The organism is Paenibacillus sp. FSL H8-0317 (genome assembly GCF_045040685.1).
GTDB lineage: Bacteria > Bacillota > Bacilli > Paenibacillales > Paenibacillaceae > Paenibacillus.
Window position 1 is genome coordinate 2,050,858 of record NZ_CP150294.1, and the last position, 23,237, is coordinate 2,074,094.

Consider the following 23,237-nt stretch of genomic DNA (forward strand, 5'->3'; position numbering starts at 1 on the left):
GATCCGAATGTCGGAGCCTGTGGAGCAGGGTTCTTTTTGTATATGGATAAGGAATGTGTACCTTGACGCAATAAGAGAACTATGGTATATTCACTTTAACGGATAAAAGCTTAAAAGCGAACAAGCGTTTAAGCGCGACAGAGTTCTTATATTTAATCAGACGCACGTTAAGAAATGATTGTGCTCTCATACAAGGAAGGATGGGAATTAATATGATCGTTATTGCAGGCAAGGCTACACCGGAGGAACAGATTCAGGATATCGTTTCAGTTATTGAAAAAGAAGGGCTTCAGGTGCATATCTCTCGCGGAGAGGATCGTACTATCATTGGTTTGATTGGTAAAGTTGAACCTAAAATGCAAGAGCATCTTCGCCAAATGAAAGGTGTCGAGAATGTCGTGAAAATCTCGAAGTCCTACAAATTGGCAAGCCGCGACTTCCATCCGGAAGATACGGTGATCTCCATCAAAGGTGTAGATATCGGCGGAAAAGAACTTGTTGTCATGGGCGGACCATGTGCGGTTGAATCCGCTGCACAGATTGATGAGATTGCAGGGCTTGTGAAAGCTGCTGGTGGGCAAGTGTTACGTGGTGGTGCATTTAAGCCTCGTACGGGTCCTTACAGCTTCCAGGGAACGGGTGTAGAAGGATTGATCATGATGGCGGAAGCAGGCAAGAAACATGATCTGCTGACCATTACAGAAGTCATGACACCTGAGTATGTGGATATTTGCGCCGAGTACGCAGATATTCTGCAAGTAGGTACACGTAACATGCAGAACTTTGACCTGCTCCGCAAATTGGGTGAGTGTGGCAAGCCGGTATTGTTGAAACGTGGCTTCAGTGCGACATACGATGAGTTGTTGAATGCGGCTGAATACATTCTTGCGGGTGGTAACCCAAATGTTATGCTGTGTGAGCGTGGTATTCGTACGTTTGAATCCTACACACGGAATACGCTGGATCTGTCAGCGATCCCTGTTCTACAGTCTCTGAGCCATTTGCCGGTTATTTCTGACCCGAGCCATGGTACTGGACGACGTGAACTGGTGGAACCGATGACAAAAGCTTCCGTTGCTGCGGGTGCCAATGGCTTGATCATTGAAATGCATACCGATCCGGATAACTCCATGACAGGAGATGGTGTGCAATCCCTGTTCCCTGATCAATTCGCTAACCTGTTGCAGGATTTGGAGAAATTGGCACCAATCGTGGGTAAATCATTCAGCACAGCCAAACAACCGGCAGAATTTTTCCCGGCACGTGTAGGCGTGTAATAAGAATTTCATAATCAAGGTCTGGATCATCATCCGGGCATCTCATCTGGTCTCGTTCATTGCGACGGAATCAGATAGATGCTCGGTTTTTTGCATAATTTGCAGTTTTGAACGTATTTATTAATCAATGGTGATAAGAAACATTTATGATGTGAAGTTTTTCCCATGATTTAGGTTAAAATAGAGGTCGCTTTACCGCATTAAACCAGTTAAATATATATAAATGTAGTTGTTATATGAATTTAAGTTATTTATAAAATGTGAGTATATCTAACATACCTTCAAAAAATACCTTACATAAGTATTGACGATGTCATGTTTTAAAATTTATAATGACGACAGAAAAAAATTCGAATTTAGACATTTTCTTAGTGGGGTTGTTTAATGTTCGGAATATTTGGGAGGACGAATACATGTCGGTTGAAAACGTATTGAAATCAATTCAAGAGAATAACATCGAGTGGGTAGATTTTCGTTTTGTAGATTTAGCTGGTCGTGCACATCACATCTCGTTGCCAGCTTCGGCTGTTGATGCAGACACGTTCGTAAATGGAGTAGCTTTTGACGGTTCTTCGATCCAAGGTTTCCGCGGAATTGAAGAGTCTGATATGGTTATGATGCCAGACCCTGAAGCGACTTATGTCGATCCGTTCACTGCACACCCTACATTGAATGTTATGTGTGATATCTTCACTCCGGATGGCGAGCGTTATGAGCGTGACCCACGCAGCATCGCTGTTAAAGCAGAAGCTTATTTGCAAGAGAGCGGTGTAGGTACAGCGGCATTCTTCGCACCTGAATCCGAGTTCTTCATCTTCGACGATGTACGTTATGAGAGTGGCACGAACAGCTCTTCCTACTATGTAGATTCCGAAGAAGCCTCATGGAACACCAACCGTAAAGAAGAAGGCGGAAACCTGGGCTTCAAAGTTCGCACTAAAGGTGGATATGTTCCAGTAGCGCCAGTGGATACACAGCAAGATATTCGTAGCGAAATGTGTCGCCTTTTGGAAGAAGCAGGCCTGTCGATCGAGCGTCATCACCATGAAGTGGCGACAGCGGGTCAAGCCGAAATCAACTTCCGTTTTGATACACTGAAGAAAACAGCAGATAACCTGCTTGCATACAAATACATCGTGCACAACACTGCACGTCAATATGGTAAAGTAGCAACATTCATGCCAAAACCATTGTTCGGTGATAATGGTAGCGGAATGCACGTTCACCAATCTATCTTTGATGGCGATTCCCCATTGTTCTATGACAAAGCGGGATATGCTAACCTGAGTGAAATGGCTCTGCACTACATCGGAGGTATCCTGTACCATGCTCCGGCACTGATCGCTTTGACTAACCCTAGTACAAACTCATTCAAACGTCTTGTACCTGGTTACGAAGCACCAGTAAACCTGGTTTACTCCAAAGGTAACCGTTCCGCGGCAGTTCGTATTCCGGTTGCAGCTGTGACACCAAAAGGTTGTCGTATCGAGTTCCGTACACCTGACTCCACAGCTAACCCGTACCTGGCATTCTCCGCAATGCTGATGGCTGGTCTGGATGGAATCAAACGCAAAATCAACCCAACTGAGCTTGGATATGGTCCGCTCGATAAAAACATCTATGACCTGTCTGATGCAGATAAAGAAAACATCCGCAGTGTGCCAGCTTCCCTCGAAGAAGCACTTGATGCATTGGCAGCTGATAACGAGTTCTTGACTGAAGGCGGCGTATTCACAAAAGAATTCATTGAAAACTACATCAACCTCAAACGTGATGAAGCAAAAGCAGTAGCGATCCGCATTCATCCGCACGAGTACAGCCTTTACTTCGACTGCTAATCGGTCGGGGTCGGAACAGTTCTTGTTCCAACTTAAAGCCTCCGGGACACGCTCTCGGAGGCTTTTCCTTGAATTAAACAATGTAGTGCTTTAACTTTGCAGGGTGATAAAGGAATTTGATGACCTGAATTCAACACTTCAGTGCATATTGCCCTTGAAGCAGATAGAGAATACTGATATCATAGCGATAATATTTACTTTGAGTGCATTTTGCACAAATCCATAGAGCGACTTTCAATAAGTAAGATATAGATCAAAATGATTCAATTTGTCTATACGTTGGTTGGATCAGGATGCTTCTTCCTGTCCAACTCTTATACCCGTGAGCGATTCTAATCGAATTGTGCAAAATGCTGTTTGTATGTCAGAGTTACGGATGGAAAGGGCGGGGGATTTTGTGACAAAAAGAGCGTATAACTTTAATGCAGGACCTGCGGCGTTACCACTTGAGGTACTGGAGCGTGCACAGGCGGAGTTTGTAGATTTTCGTAATACAGGCATGTCGATTATGGAGATGTCTCACCGTGGAGCGGTGTATGAGTCTGTACATAATGAAGCTCAGGAGCGGTTGTTGTCGCTTCTAGGCAATCCAAAAGGATACAAGGTTCTCTTTCTGCAGGGCGGTGCAAGCACTCAGTTCGCGATGTTACCAATGAACCTGCTCGGTGCAGGGCAGACTGCAAGTTACGTGATGACTGGCAGCTGGGCCAAAAAGGCTCTGTCTGAGGCGAAGTTGATCGGCGAGACGCATGTTGCTGCATCTTCAGAAGCAGAGAAGTTCATGAAATTGCCGGATGTTTCGAATCTGAGTTTGCCCGAACGTACGGCTTATGTACATCTGACTTCCAACGAAACGATCGAAGGTACGCAATTCAAATCGTTCCCGGATACCGGTTCAGTACCTCTGATTGCGGACATGTCGAGTGATATTTTCTGTAAACCATTTGATCTTAATCAGTTCGGCATGATCTACGCGGGTGCGCAGAAGAACCTGGGTCCATCCGGAATTACGGTTGTCATTGCCCGTGAGGAACTGGTGAGCGAATCGCCTAAAACGATTCCAACCATGCTTCGTTACAGCACACATGTAGATAACAATTCCCTGTACAATACGCCGCCATCCTTCTCGGTATATATGGTGAATGAAGTATTGAAATGGATTGAAGAACAGGGCGGACTGGCTGGTATTGAGCAAAAAAATACGAAAAAAGCGGAATTGCTCTATAACACAATTGACGCTTCAGGCGATTTCTACCGTGGTTGTGTGGAAACAGAGGATCGTTCCCTCATGAATGTAACCTTCCGTCTTGCTTCTGAGGAACTGGAGAAAAAGTTCATCAAGGCTTCGGAGGAAGAAGGATTTGTAGGTCTGAAAGGACATCGCAGTGTGGGTGGTCTCCGTGCCTCCATTTATAATGCTGCTCCTTATGAGAGCGTTAAGGCACTGACAGACTTCATGAGCCACTTCCAGAAGACAAATGGATAATTAAGTATAGGTACGGTGTAATGGACCTTTGTGTCTAATCCTGTGCCTTACCAGAGCCTTCCACATTGACGTGTGGAGGGCTTTTCTTTAAGATTAGAGGGTTGTCGTCAACATGAAAATGAAAAGGAGATTGAACACATATGGCTTTACACATCGTTCTGGTTGAACCAGAAATTCCGGCGAACACAGGCAATATTTCTCGTACTTGTGCGGCAACCGGTACCCATCTGCATCTCGTACGTCCACTTGGATTTCGAACAGATGATGCTACATTGAAGCGTGCAGGGCTGGACTACTGGCATGCTGTTCATATTGAATACCACGACTCATTCGCTGAGGTTCAGGAAAAATTTCCGGAAGGTCGTTTCTTCTACGCAACTACGAAGGCGAAAAACCGATACAGTGATTTTAATTTTCAGGATGGAGATTTCCTTGTTTTTGGTAAAGAGACTAAAGGCCTGCCACCTGAATTAATTGCTGCGAATCCCGATACATGTATGAAAATGCCAATGACTGGTGACGTTAGATCATTAAATCTATCCAATTCGGCAGCAATTATTGTATATGAAGCGTTGCGCCAGCTCAATTTCCCAGGGTTAGAAGGATAAATTCAGGTTATAAATGACGGCTAGAATTCGAAAAAAAAACATTTTTCAAAAAAAAGGACAAAAAATGTTTATTTCCAGCAGGATTCGACAAAATCTTGGCGAATCTATAAACATAGTACAAATGTACCTAGAAATTTAGAGTAAGATAGGAGAGGTGTGCCGTAGCTATGAAGCCAGCTGGAGTAGTTCGCAAAGTTGACCAATTAGGTAGGATCGTATTGCCTAAATCTTTGCGTAAAAGGTATCAAATGAATGAGGGAGATCCTGTAGAAATCTTAGTACAAGGGGACCATATTATCTTGGAGAGATATCGTCCAAAATGTATTTTCTGCGGATCCATCGAGGAAGTCAACGAGTTCAAAGAGCGTTACATATGCGCACAATGTTTAGATGAAATGACTCAGCTTCCACAGCACGGATAAGAAATAACGTCATGGGGTCCATTGACCCCGTGGCGTTTTTTTGTTTTATTCTCAATCGGATGGCATAATTGCAAATTTAAATAAGATAAGATACGTAGACTAACCCTTGGTGTAAAGGGGTAAAACCGCATTCCAAACGGCATTCAGGATGCCTTGCATATTTTCTTCCTCACTGTTAATACATATGACAGCTTCCTTAGAGGGAATTACAATACACAATTGACCATAGGCTCCATCGGCGCGGTAAGCGCCATGAGAACACATCCAGAACTGATACCCATAACCTTTTCCCCAATCACCGTCTCCAGTCGTTTCGATCTGCTGGGACGTAGCCTGTCTGATCCAATCCGCAGGTACAAGCTGTGTGCCTTCCCAAAGCCCCTCCTGCAGCAGTAACTGTCCAAATCGACTCAGTTCCTCATTGCTTATCCAAAGACCTGCACAGCCAAGTGTTACCCCCAATGGAGAGGTTTCCCACTCTACTTCATGGATGCCAAGCGGATCAAATAACCGTGGAGTCAGGTAATCTTTCACGGTTTGACCGGTAGCAGCCTGTAGCATGGCTGAGATCATAAATGTATCCCCGCTGCTATATGTAAATTGTTCTCCAGGTAACCGGTCCAGAGGCAGCGACATGTAATATTTCGCCCAGTCCTTTTCAGTCAATGAAGCTCGTTCATCAGCCCAAAGAGGGGGAGAGTCATGGCCCGAAGACATTCGGAGAAGATCACGCAATTTTAATTCTTGCGGCGATGGGAGTTTGTGCTGTGCAACGGGTACATGATCATAAGAGAAATAATCACCAAGTGTCGCATCCAGATGTAACAGACCTTCTTCAAGCGCAAGACCAACGGCCATACACGTGAAGGATTTACTGATGGAATGTTGTACCCTGCGCTGGTCCTTATCCCGGTCCCAATGGGCAAGCAGATGCCCTTTTTGTAATATGCGAATGGAAAAAACATTCAATTGTTGCTCCGTAATCGTATGAATGGAACCTTTGAGTTGTTCAGACATATTAACCTCCCTAATATCAGGTGAAACCTGAGTAAAATCGGTTGGTGAAACGTTTCCGTAATTCGAATGCAAAATCAGAACCCATGTTAGTATAAACCTGGTTTGGTGTCAATTAAAGTTGTAATCGCACTTACTAAATTTTCATTTTTTCGTAATAATAGTGTCTTTGGACGCAGATTTAGACTTAAAATAGCATTTTTTCGAGAAAAAAACGCGAAATTTGTAAAAAGGTTATTGACAGGATTTACTCATCGGGCTTATGATTTATTCGAAACGATTCGAAGAAATCGCTTCCACATTAAAAGTGTTGTAATGAAGTCCATGTGGATCAACGTTGGCTATGTTTTGAAACGATTCGAGAAAATCGTTTCGATAACCCATCGTAATACAAGGGAATCTACAACAGCCTGCAATCCAACGCCAGAGAAACGAATGAGTAAAGACAGCAGGCGATGATGAGAGGGGTTACATTTATGGCACATATAACGATCGAAACTGGATCGCCAACCTTATGCATGAATACCAGCATACATGTTGTGTCCAGTGACTCCGGAGAGACTTCAGGCGGTACACTATATCTGTTGCATGGGGCAGGCGATAATGCGAGTACCTGGCAGCGGTTAACCACAATTGAGATGTATGCAGCGCAATATGGCTGTACGATCATTATGCCGGAAGCGAATCGTAGCTATTACACCGATATGGAATACGGCCTGAATTACTTCCACTACATCACTCAGGAGTTACCTGAAATATGCAAGCGTCTGCTCAATCTGAATCCTGATCCGGAGAAAACATACGTCGCCGGTTTATCCATGGGTGGATATGGTGCACTGAAATGTGGACTAACTTATCCAGAGCGATATCGCAAAGTAGTGTCCCTATCCGGCGTAACGGATATCCAGACACGACTTCGTGATCCTCATATGCCAGCGACCATGATCAAGGAAATGAAAGCGGTTTTTGGAGAACGTTTACAGGTAAAAGCCGATCAGGATATTTACGCACTGTCGGCCAAGCTGCTGGAACAGGGTGTTCCTTTACCGGATATCCTCAGTTGCTGTGGCGATAGTGACCCCTTCGTAGAGATGAATCGCGACTATGCGAGATACATGCAGGGGACTGCCTTTGATTTTCGGTATGTGGAGACGCCGGGGGCTCATGAATGGAGATTTTGGGAGCACCACCTGAGAACGATGTTTGATTTTCTGTACAACGACAAGACCATAGTAGAGTGAGGAGATGCAATGTGAAACCTGCAGCCGAAGGACCTAGCAAAAAGCTGAAGGGAAACGTGAAGGGCAATTCGCTCTGGACTGAAATCTGGAAGCACCGAATGACATACACCCTGCTTATTCCGGGGCTTGTCTGGCTAATTCTGTTTGCCTACATGCCGATGGGTGGCCTGTCTCTGGCATTCAAAGATTACAAGGCCAATCTGGGCATCTGGGGAAGTCCATGGAGCGGATTCGAGAACTTCAAATATGTTTTCCGTGATCCAACCTTTATCGACGCAGTATGGCGTACGCTGTACATCAATATTCTGAAACTGATTATTCAGTTCCCATTCCCGATCATTCTGGCGCTGTTGCTGAATGAATTGCGGATGCGCAGAGGAAAAAAATTGTTCCAAACCGTTCTTACGTTCCCACACTTCCTGTCCTGGATCATCGTATCCGGGGTAGTCATCAATGTGCTGGCATATGACGGACTGGTAAACAGCGCGCTCGGACTACTCGGATTGCCAACGATTAACTTCCTGGGGTCTGAATCCAATTTTGTACCCATGTTGCTGTTGACTGATATTTGGAAATCAAGTGGATGGGGCGCGATTATATTCCTGGCTGCCATTTCCGGTATTGATCAGGATCAGTATGAATCAGCACAGATTGACGGGGCATCCCGTATGCAACAGATGTTCAAAATTACTTTACCGAACATCCTTCCAACCATCACAATCATGTTTATTCTCTCGGTTGGTGGATTGATGTCTTCCGGATTTGATCAGATCTTCAACTTGGCAAATGCCGCTACCAAAAATGTATCGGAAGTACTCGATGTATATATCTATCGGATTACGTTCCAGTCATCTACCGATTTCTCATTCTCGACAGCGGTCAGCTTGTTCCGTTCCCTGGTGAATATGGCCTTGCTGCTTCTTGCTGACAGATTTGCCAAGTGGCTTGGCGGAGACGGTTTGTTCCGATAAGAGAGGAGGAAAAATGAGATGAGCAAGAAAGCTAACAAAAAACCGAGAATTGGTACAGAAAAAATGACACTTCTCGATTACATTATTTTTGCCGTATTACTAGTGCTTGCCCTGATGATCCTGATTCCGTTCTGGAATGTCATCATGATCTCGTTTGCAACACAAAAAGAATATGCTGACAATCCATTTTTGATGTTCCCTAAAGAATGGACATTGGATTCCTACAAGGCATTGTTCGCTGACGGAACGATTCTGTCGGGGTACAAAAATACAATTATATTGCTAGTTATCGGCTTGCCACTCAGCTTGTTCCTGACAACAAGCATGGCATATGGGCTTAGTCGTAACAAATTTCCGTTTAAGAAATTTCTCTTTTTCCTGGTACTGTTCACCATGATCTTTAATGGTGGTATCGTACCGCTGTACCTGATCATGAAATCACTTCATCTTACAGGTACCCTGTGGTCCGTCATTCTGGCGGGAAGCTTCAGTGCTTTTAACATGATTCTGATGATGAATTACTTCTACACCTTGCCTGAATCACTCATGGAATCGGCGAGACTGGATGGAGCCGGAGAGTGGAGAATTTTGTTCTCTGTTGTTCTTCCGCTGGCTACACCGATTATGGCTACAATCACGTTGTTCTACGGTGTGGCTTACTGGAACAGTTGGTATGATGCGATGATATTCCTTCGAAAAGCGGATCAGTTACCGCTCCAGAATGTACTCCGAAATATTATCGTGACATCTACGACGAATGCATCCAATGCATCCAGTGTGGATGCTGCCCAGGCAAGCAACTTCTCAATGGGCATGAAGATGGCAGCCGTATTTGTCACCATGGTACCAATTATGTGTTTCTTCCCAATGCTGCAAAAACACTTTGCCAAAGGGGTATTAACAGGGGCAATCAAGACCTGATATACGTATAGGATTTTGCAATAAAATTCTACTAAAAACATGGGGGTAAAACATGAAAACGAACAAAAAGTTGTCAGTAAGAGCTCTCTTTGCCATCACGCTTAGTGTAGTGATGCTGATGGTGACCGCTTGTTCCAGCCAAGGAGCTTCAGGTGGTAACGAAAAAGATGCAGAGGGAAATTACAAAGACAACCTGACCATCTCTGTAGCTAACCTGACAGAAATCAAAAACGGGAACCTGGATAATGACTTCCATAAGTTCTGGACAGACAAATTCAATGTAACATGGGACTACAACTATATTGATTGGGATTCATGGGGCGAGAAGCTTCGTCTGTGGATCAACTCTGGCGACTTGCCGGATGTAGCGGTATGGAACTACGTACATGGCGATGCCATTAACAGCATTGAACAAGGTTTGTTCTACAAATTCCCGGATGACTGGAAAGAACGCTGGCCTAACGTCGCAGCAGCTTACAATTTGACGGGTCTTGGAGACAAGTTGGAAGAATTGACGGGTGGAACATATGTCCTGCCTAGACCAATCTACTTCGAGAACAAACCAGCTGATCCACTGACGAACCAAATTGGTGTCATTGCGCTTCGTAAAGACTGGGCTGAAGCGGTTGGTTTTGAACTGAAAGATGCTTATACAACAACTGAATTGAACGAATATGCTGCGCTAGTGAAAGAAAAAGATCCAGGCAAAGTGGGTAACAAACTTGTACCTCTGTCCTACAATGCGGCAGATGCCATGACAAACATGATTATGCCAAACAGTGTGCATGCCATGACTGACTCTCCTTTCTACAAAGGTGAAGATGGCCAATTCCACTGGGGACCAGCAGATCCTGAAACGCTGACAGGACTTAAATTGATGCAAAAAGCCTATAAAGACGGACTGCTCAATCCTGAGTTCTACACATGGAAAAACAATGAAGGTCAAAACAATTTCAAAGTAACAGGTACAGCTGCTGTAACAAGTCTGGGCGGACTGGCTTCGTACAGACAAGGTCTGGATTCCGATATGAAAAAAAATCTGGGTGTAGATAGTGATGAACTGGTACACACAGCAATCGTAGTGGGCGATGACGGGAAATACCGTAACATGGAGCAAGCCAACTTCTGGTCTGCATTGATCTTCAATCCAGACATCAGTGACGAGAAATTCGAACGGATCATGGATCTGATCGATTACTCCGCAACAAAAGAAGGACAGTTGCTCATCAACATGGGCTTTGAAGGAAAAGATTGGAAGTATGATGAAAACAACGAACTCGTTAGCTTGTTGCCAGAAGGAACGGTATTGGAAGATAAATATCCAGCACGTTTCGAAGGTCTGTATCTGCTCGGTGACGACTTCAGTGTTGTAAACCCTGCAATCAAAAAAGATTACCGTGATAGAGCCGTGAAATTGTTCGAAGAAAAAGCAAAACTTGGTACAGAAGGCAAATCGCTTGCACCATACGATTGGGATGTCAACCTGTACGATTCCAAAGCTAAGAGTCAGGCTTCATTCGACTACCAGAATGAATATGCCAACTTGATCCTCAAAAACGGAGATCTAGAGGCAAACTGGAAAGAATGGGTAAACAGTAAAATGTCCCTGGTTCAACCTTATCTGGATGAGCTAAACGATAAATTCTAGTAATCATTCAGTAATTAATTTTGAACCCGGTGCGCGGTCTCTCCCCGAACGCAGCCGGGTTCTTTATTTCAACAACTTATAGTGGAGGATACGATTAGATGAATAACGACCAGTTGTTAGACCTGGTGAAACAGATGACGTTGGAGGAAAAAACAGCACAACTTCTTCAGTTGACTGCCAACTTCTATGAAGGAACGAATGTGGAAGGTCAGATCACAGGGCCAATGGAAGAGATGGGAATTACGGAGCAGTCCGTGGATGCCAGTGGGTCCATTCTGGGATTGTCCGGTGCGCAGGCTATCATTGATGTACAGCAAGCTTATATGAAGAAAAGCCGTTTGGGCATTCCGCTTTTGTTCATGGCTGACGTAGTTCATGGATTCAAAACTATTTTCCCGATTCCACTGGCGATCGGTTGTTCATGGGACACAGAACTGGCTGAGAAAAGTGCTGAAATTGCAGCACGTGAATCAGCTGTATCCGGTTTGCATGTTACCTTTGCACCGATGGTGGATCTGGTTCGTGACCCGCGCTGGGGCCGTGTGATGGAAACAACAGGAGAAGATCCTTATCTGAACAGTTTGTTCGCGGCTGCGTTTGTACGTGGATATCAGGGCGATAGCTTGAAGGATGAGCCAGATCGTCTTGCAGCCTGTGTGAAACACTTTGCGGCTTATGGAGCGGCTGAGGGTGGTCGGGATTACAATACGGTGGACATGTCTGAGCGTAACCTGCGTGAGTACTATTTGCCAGCATACAAAGCAGCGTTGGATGCGGGCGTGGAAATGGTCATGACTTCGTTCAATACGGTTGACGGTATTCCGGCAAGTGGCAATGAGAAGTTAATGCGCGGCATTTTGCGTGACGAGTGGGGCTTTGATGGTGTATTGATCTCGGATTGGGCTTCCATTCGCGAGATGATTGCGCATGGTGCTGCAGAAGATGATCGTGAAGCGGCATATCGTGCCATTCGCGCAGGAGTAGATATGGAGATGATGACACCTTGTTATGTGCATCATTTGCCTGAACTGATTGAGAGTGGTGAAGTGGATGAGAAGCTCATTGATGAAGCCGTTCTGCGAATTCTGCAACTGAAAGAAAAGCTGGGCTTGTTCGATAACCCACTTCGTGCAGCTGATCCTGAACGTGAACGTGAGATTGTATTCTCCAAAGAGCACCGTCAGGTATCGTATGAACTGGCAACCAAATCGGCTGTCCTGTTGAAAAATAATGGCAGCGTGCTTCCACTTCAACCTGATGCTAATGTAGCCCTCATTGGTCCTTTTGCACAGAGTCCTGATATTCTGGGCTGGTGGTCCTGTGAAGGGGTTAAGGAAGATGCAGTCAAGTTGGGAACAGCTCTGCAAGAACGCCTGACGGGTGGGAAAGTTCAATTTGCTCAAGGCAGTAATGTTCATACGATTACAGCTGAGCAGATTGCCGAAGCCCTGGAAGTGGCAAGCAAAGCAGATCTGATTGTCCTTGCTCTTGGTGAAGACTCCGAGATGAGTGGAGAAGGTGGCTCACGCACGGATATTCGGCTGCCAGCAGCCCAATTGGAATTGGTTAAACAGCTCAAAGCAGCGGGAAAACCGATTGCCAGCGTTATCTTCAACGGCCGTCCATTGGATCTGCATGGTGTAATCGATGAATCGGAAGCTGTTCTTGAAGCCTGGTTCCCAGGTAGTGAAGGCGGAGCAGCGATCGCAGATGTTCTGACAGGTGTGGTGAATCCATCCGCACGTCTGACGATGTCCTTCCCGCAGTCCGTAGGTCAGATTCCGGTCTATTACAACCATTTCAATACAGGTCGTCCACTGAACCCGGAGAAGACGGAAGAACGTTATGTCTCCAAATACATTGACAGCCCAAATGAAACTTTGCTTCCGTTCGGTTATGGTCTCTCATACACTTCGTTCTCTTATGGTGATCTGGAAGTGTCAAGTAACGAGATGACTGCCGAAGAGTCCCTGAGCATTCAAGTACGTGTAACGAACACGGGTGAGCGCGCAGGCGTGGAGACCGTTCAGTTGTACGTTCGTGATGTAACGGGTGAAGTCGTTCGTCCTATGCGTGAGCTGAAAGGATATGTGAAGCTTGCACTGGCGCCAGGCGAGAGTGGTACAGCCACGTTTACATTAAACGAAGAACAGCTTCGTTATCACCATTCCGACTTAAGTCACCGCAGTGATCGAGGCGAGTTCCATATTCTTGTGGGTGCAAACAGTCGGGATACTCAGAAGAAATCATTCAGACTTGTTTAATCCGGTGAATGGAAAGAGTAATGTGTCAGGCCTTTTGTTATGGAAGGCCTGATGAACATAACAGGGGAGCGAAGAATGTGGTCAGTATCAAGGATATCGCCAAACAGGCGGGAGTTTCCATCTCTACTGTGTCATATGCGCTGAATGGCAGCAACAAAGTGACCGATGAGACGAGTTCCAAAATTTTGGCCATTGCCAAAGAACTGAACTATGTTCCAAATGCCGCAGCAAGAACACTGAAGAAGAGGGAATCCAAAATTCTAGGTGTATTCTTGACCGATTTTAGAGGAGATGTGTATGGAGACTTGCTGAGTGGCATGAAAGCCGTATGTAATGCTCAAGGTTATGACCTGATCGTGTGCAGTGGTAAACAATCCCATCGCATGCTTCCAGAGAGAATGATTGATGGTGCGATCATTCTGGATCATACGTTTGCAAGTGAGGAACTAATGCAGTATGCCGATCGTGGGCACAAAATCGTTGTATTGGACCGTGAGATGGATCATCCCAACATTAATCAGGTTCTGCTGGATAATAAGGCCGGGGCGACACTTGCGATGGAACATCTGATTGAACAGGGACATAAGAAAATCTACGTGGTGACAGGACCGGAAGGTTCGTTTGACTCTGTGCAGCGGTTAAAGGCTGTGAGACAGGTTGCGGAACGTGAAGCCGATGTGGAATGGATTGAGATCACGGGAGATTTTGAAAAGAGTGGTGGAGAACAAGCCGCAGATCAGATTGTGCAGGTGTATGATGGACCCGCAGCGGTATTCTGCCTCAATGATGAGATGGCTATTGGCTTGTGTGATCGTCTGGCAGACAGTGCACTCGGCGTTGGTCAGGAGATTGATGTCATCGGATTCGACAATATTGAATTGAGCAAGTATGTCCAGCCGAGATTGGCAAGCATTGATTATTCCAAGCGCAAGTGGGGATCGCTTGCTGCCGAACAATTGATCAAAATTATTGCTGGAGAACCCGTTGATCATGAGCGAATTTATGTGACATTAGTTGAGGGTGGGTCGGTGAGTGGGCCTAGTCCGTCTGATTCGGTTATATCTATGCGGAATGACAGGGCGGTTAGCTATTGATCCCGAATACAGCAAGAGACAAGGCTTAGAAGAATCGAATCATTCTTTTAAGCCTTGTCTCTTGCTGTTTCGAGGATGAAGCAATAGAAAAAAGCCTCTCCGGAGAGAGGCTTGGCCTTTACAAGCCTTTTGTTTTGTCATTGTTGTAGGATGAAGTGAGAATGCCTGTAATGAAGAGAGTCAATACGATTGCAATAATCCAGAATGTCAGTGAAAATGACATGCCCTTCGCACCTCCTGCACAAGCTCATTTTCTTCTATTATAACCATTATAGGTAGAAAAGAAATGCTTCACCCTATTATTTGTAAAATAAAAAGTGTGTGGGCACCGGTCTGAGGCTGCCATCTGAAGGGTTATTCACGACCCGATTATTCAGAATAAGCGAGGATGATCCACCGCCATCCAGATTATAGGCGTCGATCACCCCAAGCTTGTACAACCGCCCTTGCAGCTCTTCAAGGGTAGCACCGGAACTTCCGCCCTCATTATATCCGTCAACTACAATAATCAGTAACTGATCATCCTTATAATTGCCAATGACTGTACGTGGGGCTCGTTTGGGTGATACCTTCCACTTGTCGGGAATTGCAGTTTTACGTCCATTCTGTAGCAGCACGGGTACAAACGTAGCCCCAAATTGTGGTTGCAGGCGATCCAGTGAGTTTTTGTCGAAGAACTTGCCTCCGACCAGTTTGCCGGCATCGTTAAGTCCTACAAAAAACAGATCTTTGAAACTGGCCTGAAAACCGTTCACGTACTTCCCGTCCATGACGGTTGTGCTAAGTGGATAACGTTTGCCCCCACTGTCAGCAAATCCACCTGCGTTAATCCCGGCAATTGCGCCGTTACGCTTCACAGCCTGCATGGTCGTCTCAGAACGCCCAGGTTCACTGTCTAGAGCCATCTGCATGGCTGTAGGGTCTTTTAGCTTGATCTTCATGGCATAGCCCTTATAGCTGCCAGGATTCACTCTGTACATTTCAATCGTTAACCGGTCACTGTCTACCCGTTCAAATGGAACGCCCAGCTTGGATGAAATCCGTTTGTTGTAGATCATTTCCGGACGATCCGCTTGGGCGGAAGCCTTCTGTACAAGTGTAGACATCGTACTTGTTGTTTTATTATAGAGCTGTGTCGTTCTTTTAATAGAAGAAGAAGTCTGGACAGCAGCATCTTTTGCCCCCGCAAGCTCTTGGCTAATTGCTTGGGTCCGGGGTGTAATCGTATCCTCTGACAGTTCGGTAGGCATCAAACCTCCGGGTTCAAGTGGAGGACGAAGCAGCAGCAGGCATAATATCAATCCAACAAAAGGAGCGAGTGCAAGCATAAAAAAACGATTAACCTGTTTGACGGGTGTAATCATTTGAGCAGGTCCATCTTTTTCTGGAGTGTCTCCAGTTGTTTTTTGACTTCGCTCAGCTGGGTATACAGTTTGTTGCTGTTATCCGTTTTGTCACTTGCATTATCCTTGGTGAAAGTCAGCAATTCATTGAAGGATTGAACCTGTCCCTGCAGATCTTCTACTTCCTTTGATATCGTTGTTAGCTGATTTTCATAGTCGGTTTTTAGTGCTGCAATCTGCTGCTGATTATGGGCTTGAAGCTGGTTAATCATCTGTTGCTGGAGATGGTTACTATAATAGTAGGTTCCAACGACTCCTAGTGCAATGAGAACAATCCACATTACCAGAAACAGCTTGATTGAAGATCCAGCCTTGCCTTTGGCGCTCCGGGTGTGATGGATGTCAGAGGACGGGGCAGATGGTTTCATATCATCACTCCTGGTCATTTATAGGTACAAAAAAATTTCCAGTCCTCATTCTATCATGCCCCTATTGATTACGCAAAAATGAAATTCTTTACTTAATAGAGTAAAAAGAGATTGCATCGGAAGGAAGTCCTAGGATACAATTTCTTATAGATGCAATAAGTAGGAACTTTGGGCAGGTTTTTCGACTTTTTTAGATAGAAATGCAGGAAATTTATACTATATTTTGACCTTCCCGGGGATGGGAAGATGGACGTCATGGTGTTTTTATAACAAAATACAGTGAAAATAGAGCCTTTTTATCGGCTTCCTCCTGTATTTTTCTGTTTTTCGACATAATCCGACCTATGCTTCTTCTATACTCGGATTGTCGCATAGACGATGAATTCATCATGACAGAATTTAAAAGTTATTTGTCCAATACATAACAGGGGGAACAACAATGAAAAAAGTATGGCAGGTGGTCATCATAGATATCCACCCCACCAGCATGCTCGGTACAAAATTGATTTTGGAAGAGCAGCAAGATCTGACGGTACGTGGCATGACTTCGACCGGAACAGAAGGGCTCGATCTGGTGAATATTCACCAGCCTGATCTGATTCTAATGGATTATCGTCTTCCGGAGGGTCAGGCAGATCAATATATTGCCCAGATGAAGAATCTGTCAGCTCACAGTCACATCATTATTTTGACGGATGAAGACAATGTGAAGCTGTTTCGTCATTTGATGAGCCTTGGTGCAAGCGGCATGTTATCCAAACAGGCTTCCCCTAGCCAGCTGATTCATCTGATCTCTGGATTACGTGAGGGCCATGTGTCCATTCCATTGTCGTGGTTAAACAGTGCGGAGTGGGCGCAACCTGTGGAGTCTCCGACAGAAGCACGTGTCATTGAATTAACAGAAACCGAAACTTTTATCATGGAAAGAATTGTTCAGGGTGTAACCTATGATAAAATAGCGAATGAGATCAACGTTAGCAGACGTTCCATTGATAATTACCTGCGTAAAATATACGTGAAGCTGGAAGTAAGCAGTAGAGCACAGGCCATTGAACGTTATGCCTTGCATGCAAGACAAGTGAAGACGGGATCCTGACGAAACAGGTTTGTTCTTCCCATGATCACAACAGTTCGGTATGCATCCGGTCATATTCGATGGCGAGCAGGAATAGGTTGTAGGGCTGCGGACTGCGAGTACAGTTTCGGAATAGGGATGAAAGGGGAACGGATCGATGAAATATTTCTTTGCTTCCCGTACCAACAGGCTTTTGTCATCACCACTGAGGGATATACGTGAGATGTCTGGCAGGGATTATTTCATATCTCTGGCAGAAGAATTGCCTGCGGAGGAGTTGTTTCCTTTCAAATTGTTGGAAGAAGCAGCGGTGTCTGTCTTTAGTTCAGGCCCCTCCGCATTGCAATATGGAGAGCCAGCAGGCTACACCCCCCTAAGAGAGTGGCTGAACAAAGACTGGAATGCACGCAAAGGCATACGAACGGTACCCGAACAGATTCTGTTGACCACTGGTACCCAGCAGGCCATTGATCTGGTGATGCGTCTATTGCTTGAGCCAGGAGATTCTGTACTGGTTGAACATCCCACATCTCCAGGCTGTCTTGAGGTTCTGGAGATGCAAGGAGCCAAAATTGTGCCCGTAATGGGTGATCGGGACGGCATACTGCCAGACCTTTTGGAGCATCACATGCAGCAGGTTAGACCGAAGCTGCTTTTTGCTGCACCCAGTTTCTCGAATCCGACCGGTGCTTTGTGGAGTATGGAGCGGCGGGAGGCAGTCCTTGAGCTGTGTTCGCGCTATGGTGTACTGCTTGTGGAAGATGATTCTTATGGAGAGCTCCATTTCGATGGCCTTGAGCCAACGGAATTCTATCGTAAATATCCTTCACTTTTTGCACTGGATACTGCCGATCAGGGTGGACATGTTCTCTACATTGGTTCGTTCAGCAAAACGGTAGCGCCCGCTCTTCGAACCGGATGGGCTGCTGGACATCCTGCGCTGATTCAGGCCATGGCCTCGGTTAAACGAATTGCAGATGGTCAGTCCAGTCCGATGAATCAGCGGCTGTTGTATCAATTGCTTGCCCATTCCCCTTTTCGTTGGAGTGATCACCTATCCATGTTGAATCGGGAGTATAAGACAAGACTCAAACTGATGCTTGAACTGTTGAAAAGACCTGGCTGGAAAGGGTGTCAGTACAACATCCCTGAGGGCGGAATGTATCTGTGGGTACAGTTGCCTGAAGGATTGGATAGTGGCGCTCTGCTTAAAGCGGCTTTGCCCAAAGGTGTATCCTTTCTTCCTGGATCACTATGTTCTACAGGTGTACAGGATCAACGTTATATTCGATTGAACTTTAGCCATCCGGGCCGGGATGAATTGCTGCTTGGCATGAACCTGATCAGTGAAACCATTGCCGAATTTACGGCTCGTAGCTAAGTCAGATCAAAAATAGATTTTTTAGCAAAAATTAAAATGGGTTCATGACCAAAGTGATTACGTTATTGCATCCACTAACATTTTTATATATAATATGAATTAATGAGTTGTTGGTTTCTTTATATAAGCTACAATGGTGGCCGGTTCAGAAAATGCACTCATATATTTTATCTAACGGGGGAAAATTCAACATGTCTAATATTTTATTTGTTAAAGCAAATGACCGTCCTGCAGATCAAGCAGTCAGCGTTAAATTGTACGATGCATTCTTGAGCGCATACAAAGAGTCTCACCCAGGTGACACAGTTACTGAGTTGGATCTCTACAATACAGAATTCCCATTCTATGGTAACACTGCTATCACCGGTACTTACAAAGCAGCTAACGGTTTTGAACTGACAGCTGACGAGCAAAAAGCAGCTTTACTTGCAGCACAATTGCAAGATCAATTCCTGGCAGCTGACAAAGTTGTATTTGCATTCCCACTGTGGAACTTCACTGTTCCAGCTCCATTGGTAAACTACATTGCTTACCTGAGCCAAGCTGGTAAAACATTCAAATACACTGCTGAAGGTCCTGTAGGACTTGCTGGCGACAAAAAAGTAGCTTTGCTTAACGCACGTGGTGGCGTATATTCCGAAGGCCCAATGGCAGCTGCTGAAATGTCCCTGAACTTCCTGAAAACAGTTCTCGGCTTGTGGGGCATTCAAAACCCAGAAGTGGTTATCGTTGAAGGACATAACGCTTCTGCAGATCGTGCTGAAGAAATCGTTACTGCAGGTCTGAAATTGGCTTCCGAAGTAGCAGTAAAATTCTAATAGCAATCATTTATATAGAACACATCAAAACGCCTGTAGTCTCCAGTGGAGATTACAGGTGTTTTTTTTGCATTCTCATTTTTTCGTATCCGTTACTTTCAGATGATCAGAATCAGATCTTGCCTGTATTTTTCAAGTACTGCTCCGCTGTTTCAGCGATGTATGCAAGGTCGTCCTTATTTTCACCAGATACAGAATACGTTACATCGAGTTCATTAATGGTTCGTTCAATCATATCATTATCCTCAAGCATGTGTGCATGCTCGGTTAACGCCTGTACTCCCTTAATCGTCAAAATATATTTTCCACGGGAGAGGCGTTCAAACCAGCCATAATAATTTTTTTGCAGAATCCCTGCTGCAGAACCTACGCCTGTCTGTCTGGCAAGGTTGGCCGGAGAGGCTTCTCCGTTCGTCCGTAGAGCGGATGCGACACGTAAAGCCTTCTCACGATATGCTGTGACCAGCTGTCTTCGTGTGCTGCCTCCCGTATTGTAGTCTCCACTGCGTTCGTCGAATTCCTTGAGCAATCGTTTCCGCCGAACACCGCTTTTGCGAGCAACTTGATTGGCGCTAGTAAGGGGTGTCTGGGCTGAAGGTTCGCACAGTACATCAATCAGGGGAGCTTTGGTTTTGTAAAATGTGACAGTCAGTAGCCCCAGACCGAGCTGTCTGCATAGTGCGGTCAGTTCGCTCCAGCGTTGGTTTACGGCTCCGCGTTTACTGCGATTGCGCTCGACGGCCAGATACACGAACGGGCTAAGTTTCAAGCGCTGCATGCCCTGTAGTAACAAGGAGAGGTTAAATGTTTTTTTCATCTCCACAATGAGTGGTTCGTCCTGGTCCGATCTGACTCCGACGAGGTCACAATGTCTGACTTCCGCCTTGACGTCGAAGCCACGCTGCTCGAAGAAAGCCTTCACAGGCGAATATAATTCGGTTTCGTATTTCACTGCCATCGTCCGTGCTCCTTTCCAGAAGTGGCCTGTCTCTGACCATGTGTTGTCCGGTTTCCTAAATTTAGAACCCTCATTATATCATATTCGTTCTTTTTTTTCTGAAGGCACAAGATGTCTGATAGAACAGGGAAAAGCCAAAATTCGAAGTGGTTGATTGAAAAAAAGAGGTCAACTTATCCGAATTGCCGCATAGGTATGTAATACACTTTTCACAACAAAACAAGACGTTTGGACAGAGGGTGGCGGGACTACACAGAACCGCAAGATTGGTATTCAAGCAGGAGCCGCAATTCTATTGATTTCTTCATACCATTCGGAATGGTTGACAATCACACTAAAGGAGCCATGGGAGGTACCAAGCATGAATATTTTTGAACGCGTTGCGGAACATCGGGCAGAGAGTGACCGTTTGACATGGAACGGAACATTTGAAGATTATATTGCACTGCTGAGAGAGGACCCGACTCCGGCAATGACGGCTCACGCCAGAGTGTATGAGATGATTGAATCGTTTGGCGTTGAAGAAGTAGGTGGGCATAAGCGGTACAAGTTTTTTGAACAGGAGATTTTTGGACTGGATCGTTCGATTGAAAAGCTGGTTGAAGAATACTTCCACTCGGCAGCACGTCGTTTGGATGTACGGAAGCGGATCTTGCTCCTGATGGGTCCCGTAAGTGGAGGGAAATCGACGCTGGTGACACTGCTGAAGCGGGGGCTTGAACAGTTCTCGCGGACAGAGAAAGGTGCCATATACGCCATTGATGGATGCCCGATGCATGAGGAACCGCTGCATCTGATTCCACTGGAGCTTCGTCCTGAAGTGGAAAAGGAAATTGGAGTCCGTATTGAGGGTAACCTTTGCCCATCCTGCCAGATGAGACTCCGTACCGAATATGGTGGTGATATCAGCAAGGTACCGGTGGAACGGGTCATTGTTTCCGAAGATAATCGCGTGGGAATAGGAACGTTCAGCCCATCCGATCCGAAATCACAGGATATTGCCGATCTGACGGGTAGTATTGACTTCTCCACCATTACGGAGTTTGGTTCCGAATCCGATCCACGTGCCTATCGTTTTGATGGGGAGTTGAACAAGGCAAACCGTGGGTTAATGGAGTTCCAGGAGATGTTAAAATGTGATGAGAAATTCCTGTGGAATCTCCTGTCACTTACGCAGGAAGGGAACTTCAAAGCAGGACGCTTTGCCTTAATCAGTGCGGATGAAATGATTGTGGCGCATACGAATGAATCGGAGTATAAGTCTTTTATCTCCAACAAGAAGAATGAGGCACTGCAATCCCGGATGATTGTCATGCCGATTCCGTACAATCTGAAAGTGTCCGAGGAAGAGAAAATCTATGCCAAGCTCATTCAGCAAAGTGACATGAAGCATGTTCATATTGCACCGCATGCACTGCGGACTGCAGCCATTTTTTCGATACTTACCCGCTTGAAGGAAACGAAGAAACAAGGCATGGATCTCGTTAAAAAGATGCGCATGTATGACGGTGAAGAAGTGGAAGGATACAAAGAAGCCGATCTGCGCGAGATGCAAAATGAGTATTTGGATGAAGGGATGTCCGGCATTGATCCGCGGTATGTCATTAACCGGATCTCCAGTGCTTTGATCAAGCAAAATCTTCAGTGCATTAACGCGCTGGACATTCTGCGGGCGATCAAGGACGGTCTGGACCAACATGCTTCGATTACAAAGGAAGAGCGGGAGCGTTATTTGAACTTCATTGCTCTTGCACGCAAGGAGTATGATGAACTGGCCAAGAAGGAAGTGCAGAAAGCATTTGTGTACTCATTCGAGGAATCCGCAAGAACATTGTTTGAGAACTACCTCGATAACATTGAAGCATTCTGCAACTGGTCCAAGATTCGTGACCCGCTCACGGATGAAGAGATGGACCCGGATGAGCGTCTGATGCGATCCATCGAGGAACAGATCGGGATCTCCGAGAATGCAAAGAAAGCGTTCAGAGAAGAGATTCTGATCCGAATCTCGGCATACTCCCGCAAGGAGCGCAAGTTCGAATACAGCAGCCATGACCGTTTGCGTGAAGCGATTGAGAAGAAGTTGTTCACCGATCTGAAAGACATCGTCAAGATCACAACCTCAACCAAAACACCGGATGCAACACAATTGAAACGTATGAATGAAGTCATTAAACGCTTAATTGAGGAACATGGATACACCGCAGCCAGCGCGAATGAACTGTTACGTTATGTGGGCAGTCTGCTTAATCGCTAATCGGCAACAAACCATTCCGGATCAGGCTCCTGATGTCTGCTGTGAGGCTCCTTCACAGCAGAGTCAGGGCCTTTTTAATTACATGAAGGTCATATTAATCTAAAAAGCTGATAAATAAGGTTAATTTTAAAGAGAATTAGTTCTAATGGTATATGTATATTTAGGTATTTTAGTCTATAATCAATACATATAT

19 protein-coding genes are annotated in these 23,237 nt (G+C 45.4%); 15 read left to right on the plus strand and 4 right to left on the minus strand.

The genetic code is table 11. From position 1 onward, the window contains the following. Positions 1–212: 212 nt before the first annotated feature. The 5 genes from aroF to MHB43_RS09620 all read left to right on the plus strand — a co-directional run bounded on the left by aroF (position 213) and on the right by MHB43_RS09620 (position 5,631). Positions 213–1,277, plus strand: a complete 1,065-nt coding sequence (gene aroF, locus MHB43_RS09600) for a 3-deoxy-7-phosphoheptulonate synthase (RefSeq protein WP_221823004.1) — start codon at positions 213–215, stop codon at positions 1,275–1,277. Between the two features lie 413 nt (positions 1,278–1,690). Beyond that, positions 1,691–3,115, plus strand: coding sequence for a type I glutamate--ammonia ligase (glnA, locus tag MHB43_RS09605; RefSeq protein WP_074094318.1), 1,425 nt, complete (start codon positions 1,691–1,693; stop codon positions 3,113–3,115). Positions 3,116–3,512: 397 nt separating this feature from the next. After that, a complete protein-coding gene (serC, locus tag MHB43_RS09610) occupies positions 3,513–4,601 on the plus strand; it encodes a 3-phosphoserine/phosphohydroxythreonine transaminase (protein ID WP_076209168.1) in 1,089 nt (362 codons plus the stop codon). Between the two features lie 140 nt (positions 4,602–4,741). Next, entirely contained in the window at positions 4,742–5,209 is a 468-nt protein-coding gene (trmL, locus tag MHB43_RS09615) for a tRNA (uridine(34)/cytosine(34)/5-carboxymethylaminomethyluridine(34)-2'-O)-methyltransferase TrmL (RefSeq protein ID WP_076209167.1), read from the plus strand. 167 nt (positions 5,210–5,376) lie between these two features. Beyond that, the gene (locus MHB43_RS09620) at positions 5,377–5,631 is read left to right on the plus strand and encodes an AbrB/MazE/SpoVT family DNA-binding domain-containing protein (protein ID WP_036610032.1); all 255 of its coding nucleotides are present in this window, start codon (positions 5,377–5,379) and stop codon (positions 5,629–5,631) included. A 99-nt stretch (positions 5,632–5,730) separates the two neighbouring features. Here MHB43_RS09620 and MHB43_RS09625 read toward each other — a convergent pair whose 3' ends face one another. Continuing rightward, positions 5,731–6,648: a serine hydrolase domain-containing protein gene (locus MHB43_RS09625; RefSeq protein WP_405131833.1), complete on the minus strand. Its 918-nt coding sequence runs from the start codon at positions 6,646–6,648 to the stop codon at positions 5,731–5,733. A gap of 473 nt (positions 6,649–7,121) precedes the next feature. On the opposite strand from MHB43_RS09625, the gene MHB43_RS09630 reads away from it, so the two are divergent. The 6 genes from MHB43_RS09630 to MHB43_RS09655 all read left to right on the plus strand — a co-directional run bounded on the left by MHB43_RS09630 (position 7,122) and on the right by MHB43_RS09655 (position 14,784). Next, positions 7,122–7,886: an alpha/beta hydrolase family protein gene (locus MHB43_RS09630; RefSeq protein WP_221823013.1), complete on the plus strand. Its 765-nt coding sequence runs from the start codon at positions 7,122–7,124 to the stop codon at positions 7,884–7,886. 11 nt (positions 7,887–7,897) lie between these two features. Then, a complete protein-coding gene (locus MHB43_RS09635) occupies positions 7,898–8,857 on the plus strand; it encodes a sugar ABC transporter permease (protein ID WP_017689585.1) in 960 nt (319 codons plus the stop codon). Between the two features lie 18 nt (positions 8,858–8,875). Next, positions 8,876–9,778 carry a carbohydrate ABC transporter permease gene (locus tag MHB43_RS09640; protein ID WP_076209164.1) on the plus strand — a complete coding sequence of 301 codons (903 nt, stop codon included), beginning with the start codon at positions 8,876–8,878 and terminating at the stop codon, positions 9,776–9,778. Positions 9,779–9,830: 52 nt separating this feature from the next. Continuing rightward, complete coding sequence (locus MHB43_RS09645; RefSeq protein ID WP_307538221.1) at positions 9,831–11,426, plus strand: ABC transporter substrate-binding protein; 1,596 nt, start codon at positions 9,831–9,833, stop codon at positions 11,424–11,426. 98 nt (positions 11,427–11,524) lie between these two features. After that, the gene (gene bglX, locus MHB43_RS09650) at positions 11,525–13,690 is read left to right on the plus strand and encodes a beta-glucosidase BglX (protein ID WP_405131834.1); all 2,166 of its coding nucleotides are present in this window, start codon (positions 11,525–11,527) and stop codon (positions 13,688–13,690) included. Between the two features lie 77 nt (positions 13,691–13,767). Further along, a complete protein-coding gene (locus tag MHB43_RS09655; RefSeq protein WP_221823019.1) occupies positions 13,768–14,784 on the plus strand; it encodes a LacI family DNA-binding transcriptional regulator in 1,017 nt (338 codons plus the stop codon). A gap of 299 nt (positions 14,785–15,083) precedes the next feature. Here MHB43_RS09655 and MHB43_RS09660 read toward each other — a convergent pair whose 3' ends face one another. Then, the gene (locus tag MHB43_RS09660) at positions 15,084–16,148 is read right to left on the minus strand and encodes a phosphodiester glycosidase family protein (protein WP_221823021.1); all 1,065 of its coding nucleotides are present in this window, start codon (positions 16,146–16,148) and stop codon (positions 15,084–15,086) included. Further along, positions 16,145–16,555 (minus strand): uroporphyrinogen-III C-methyltransferase, encoded by a 411-nt coding sequence (locus MHB43_RS09665; protein ID WP_017689578.1) that lies wholly within the window; start codon positions 16,553–16,555, stop codon positions 16,145–16,147. Before MHB43_RS09665 ends, MHB43_RS09660 begins: the two co-directional genes overlap by 4 nt. Positions 16,556–16,994: 439 nt before the next feature. Between MHB43_RS09665 and MHB43_RS09670 the strand changes: the two genes are divergently transcribed. The 3 genes from MHB43_RS09670 (at position 16,995) to MHB43_RS09680 (ending at position 19,829) form a co-directional block, all read left to right on the plus strand. Further along, positions 16,995–17,651 (plus strand): response regulator transcription factor, encoded by a 657-nt coding sequence (locus tag MHB43_RS09670; protein WP_017689577.1) that lies wholly within the window; start codon positions 16,995–16,997, stop codon positions 17,649–17,651. Positions 17,652–17,787: 136 nt separating this feature from the next. Further along, positions 17,788–19,011, plus strand: coding sequence for a PLP-dependent aminotransferase family protein (locus MHB43_RS09675; protein WP_076209159.1), 1,224 nt, complete (start codon positions 17,788–17,790; stop codon positions 19,009–19,011). 191 nt (positions 19,012–19,202) lie between these two features. Then, complete coding sequence (locus MHB43_RS09680) at positions 19,203–19,829, plus strand: FMN-dependent NADH-azoreductase (protein ID WP_221823024.1); 627 nt, start codon at positions 19,203–19,205, stop codon at positions 19,827–19,829. Positions 19,830–19,941: 112 nt separating this feature from the next. Here the strand turns inward: MHB43_RS09680 and MHB43_RS09685 are convergent, their stop codons facing one another. Then, positions 19,942–20,787, minus strand: coding sequence for a DUF2161 domain-containing phosphodiesterase (locus MHB43_RS09685; RefSeq protein ID WP_405131835.1), 846 nt, complete (start codon positions 20,785–20,787; stop codon positions 19,942–19,944). Positions 20,788–21,148: 361 nt separating this feature from the next. On the opposite strand from MHB43_RS09685, the gene MHB43_RS09690 reads away from it, so the two are divergent. Next, on the plus strand, positions 21,149–23,044 hold the full coding sequence (locus MHB43_RS09690) for a PrkA family serine protein kinase (protein WP_036610009.1): 1,896 nt from the start codon (positions 21,149–21,151) through the stop codon (positions 23,042–23,044). Positions 23,045–23,237: the final 193 nt, after the last annotated feature.

Excerpts from the sequence above, each read along its gene's own strand:
- trmL (WP_076209167.1), top strand. The coding sequence starts at position 4,742 with ATGGCTTTACACATCGTTCTGGTTGAACCAGAAATTCCGGCGAACACA.
- MHB43_RS09680 (WP_221823024.1), top strand. The coding sequence starts at position 19,203 with ATGTCTAATATTTTATTTGTTAAAGCAAATGACCGTCCTGCAGATCAA.
- glnA (WP_074094318.1), top strand. The coding sequence starts at position 1,691 with ATGTCGGTTGAAAACGTATTGAAATCAATTCAAGAGAATAACATCGAG.
- MHB43_RS09660 (WP_221823021.1), bottom strand. The coding sequence starts at position 16,148 with ATGATTACACCCGTCAAACAGGTTAATCGTTTTTTTATGCTTGCACTC.
- MHB43_RS09645 (WP_307538221.1), top strand. The coding sequence starts at position 9,831 with ATGAAAACGAACAAAAAGTTGTCAGTAAGAGCTCTCTTTGCCATCACG.
- MHB43_RS09665 (WP_017689578.1), bottom strand. The coding sequence starts at position 16,555 with ATGAAACCATCTGCCCCGTCCTCTGACATCCATCACACCCGGAGCGCC.
- MHB43_RS09620 (WP_036610032.1), top strand. The coding sequence starts at position 5,377 with ATGAAGCCAGCTGGAGTAGTTCGCAAAGTTGACCAATTAGGTAGGATC.
- MHB43_RS09685 (WP_405131835.1), bottom strand. The coding sequence starts at position 20,787 with ATGGCAGTGAAATACGAAACCGAATTATATTCGCCTGTGAAGGCTTTC.
- bglX (WP_405131834.1), top strand. The coding sequence starts at position 11,525 with ATGAATAACGACCAGTTGTTAGACCTGGTGAAACAGATGACGTTGGAG.
- MHB43_RS09690 (WP_036610009.1), top strand. The coding sequence starts at position 21,149 with ATGAATATTTTTGAACGCGTTGCGGAACATCGGGCAGAGAGTGACCGT.
- MHB43_RS09675 (WP_076209159.1), top strand. The coding sequence starts at position 17,788 with ATGAAATATTTCTTTGCTTCCCGTACCAACAGGCTTTTGTCATCACCA.
- MHB43_RS09625 (WP_405131833.1), bottom strand. The coding sequence starts at position 6,648 with ATGTCTGAACAACTCAAAGGTTCCATTCATACGATTACGGAGCAACAA.
- MHB43_RS09630 (WP_221823013.1), top strand. The coding sequence starts at position 7,122 with ATGGCACATATAACGATCGAAACTGGATCGCCAACCTTATGCATGAAT.
- MHB43_RS09670 (WP_017689577.1), top strand. The coding sequence starts at position 16,995 with ATGAAAAAAGTATGGCAGGTGGTCATCATAGATATCCACCCCACCAGC.
- MHB43_RS09640 (WP_076209164.1), top strand. The coding sequence starts at position 8,876 with ATGAGCAAGAAAGCTAACAAAAAACCGAGAATTGGTACAGAAAAAATG.
- aroF (WP_221823004.1), top strand. The coding sequence starts at position 213 with ATGATCGTTATTGCAGGCAAGGCTACACCGGAGGAACAGATTCAGGAT.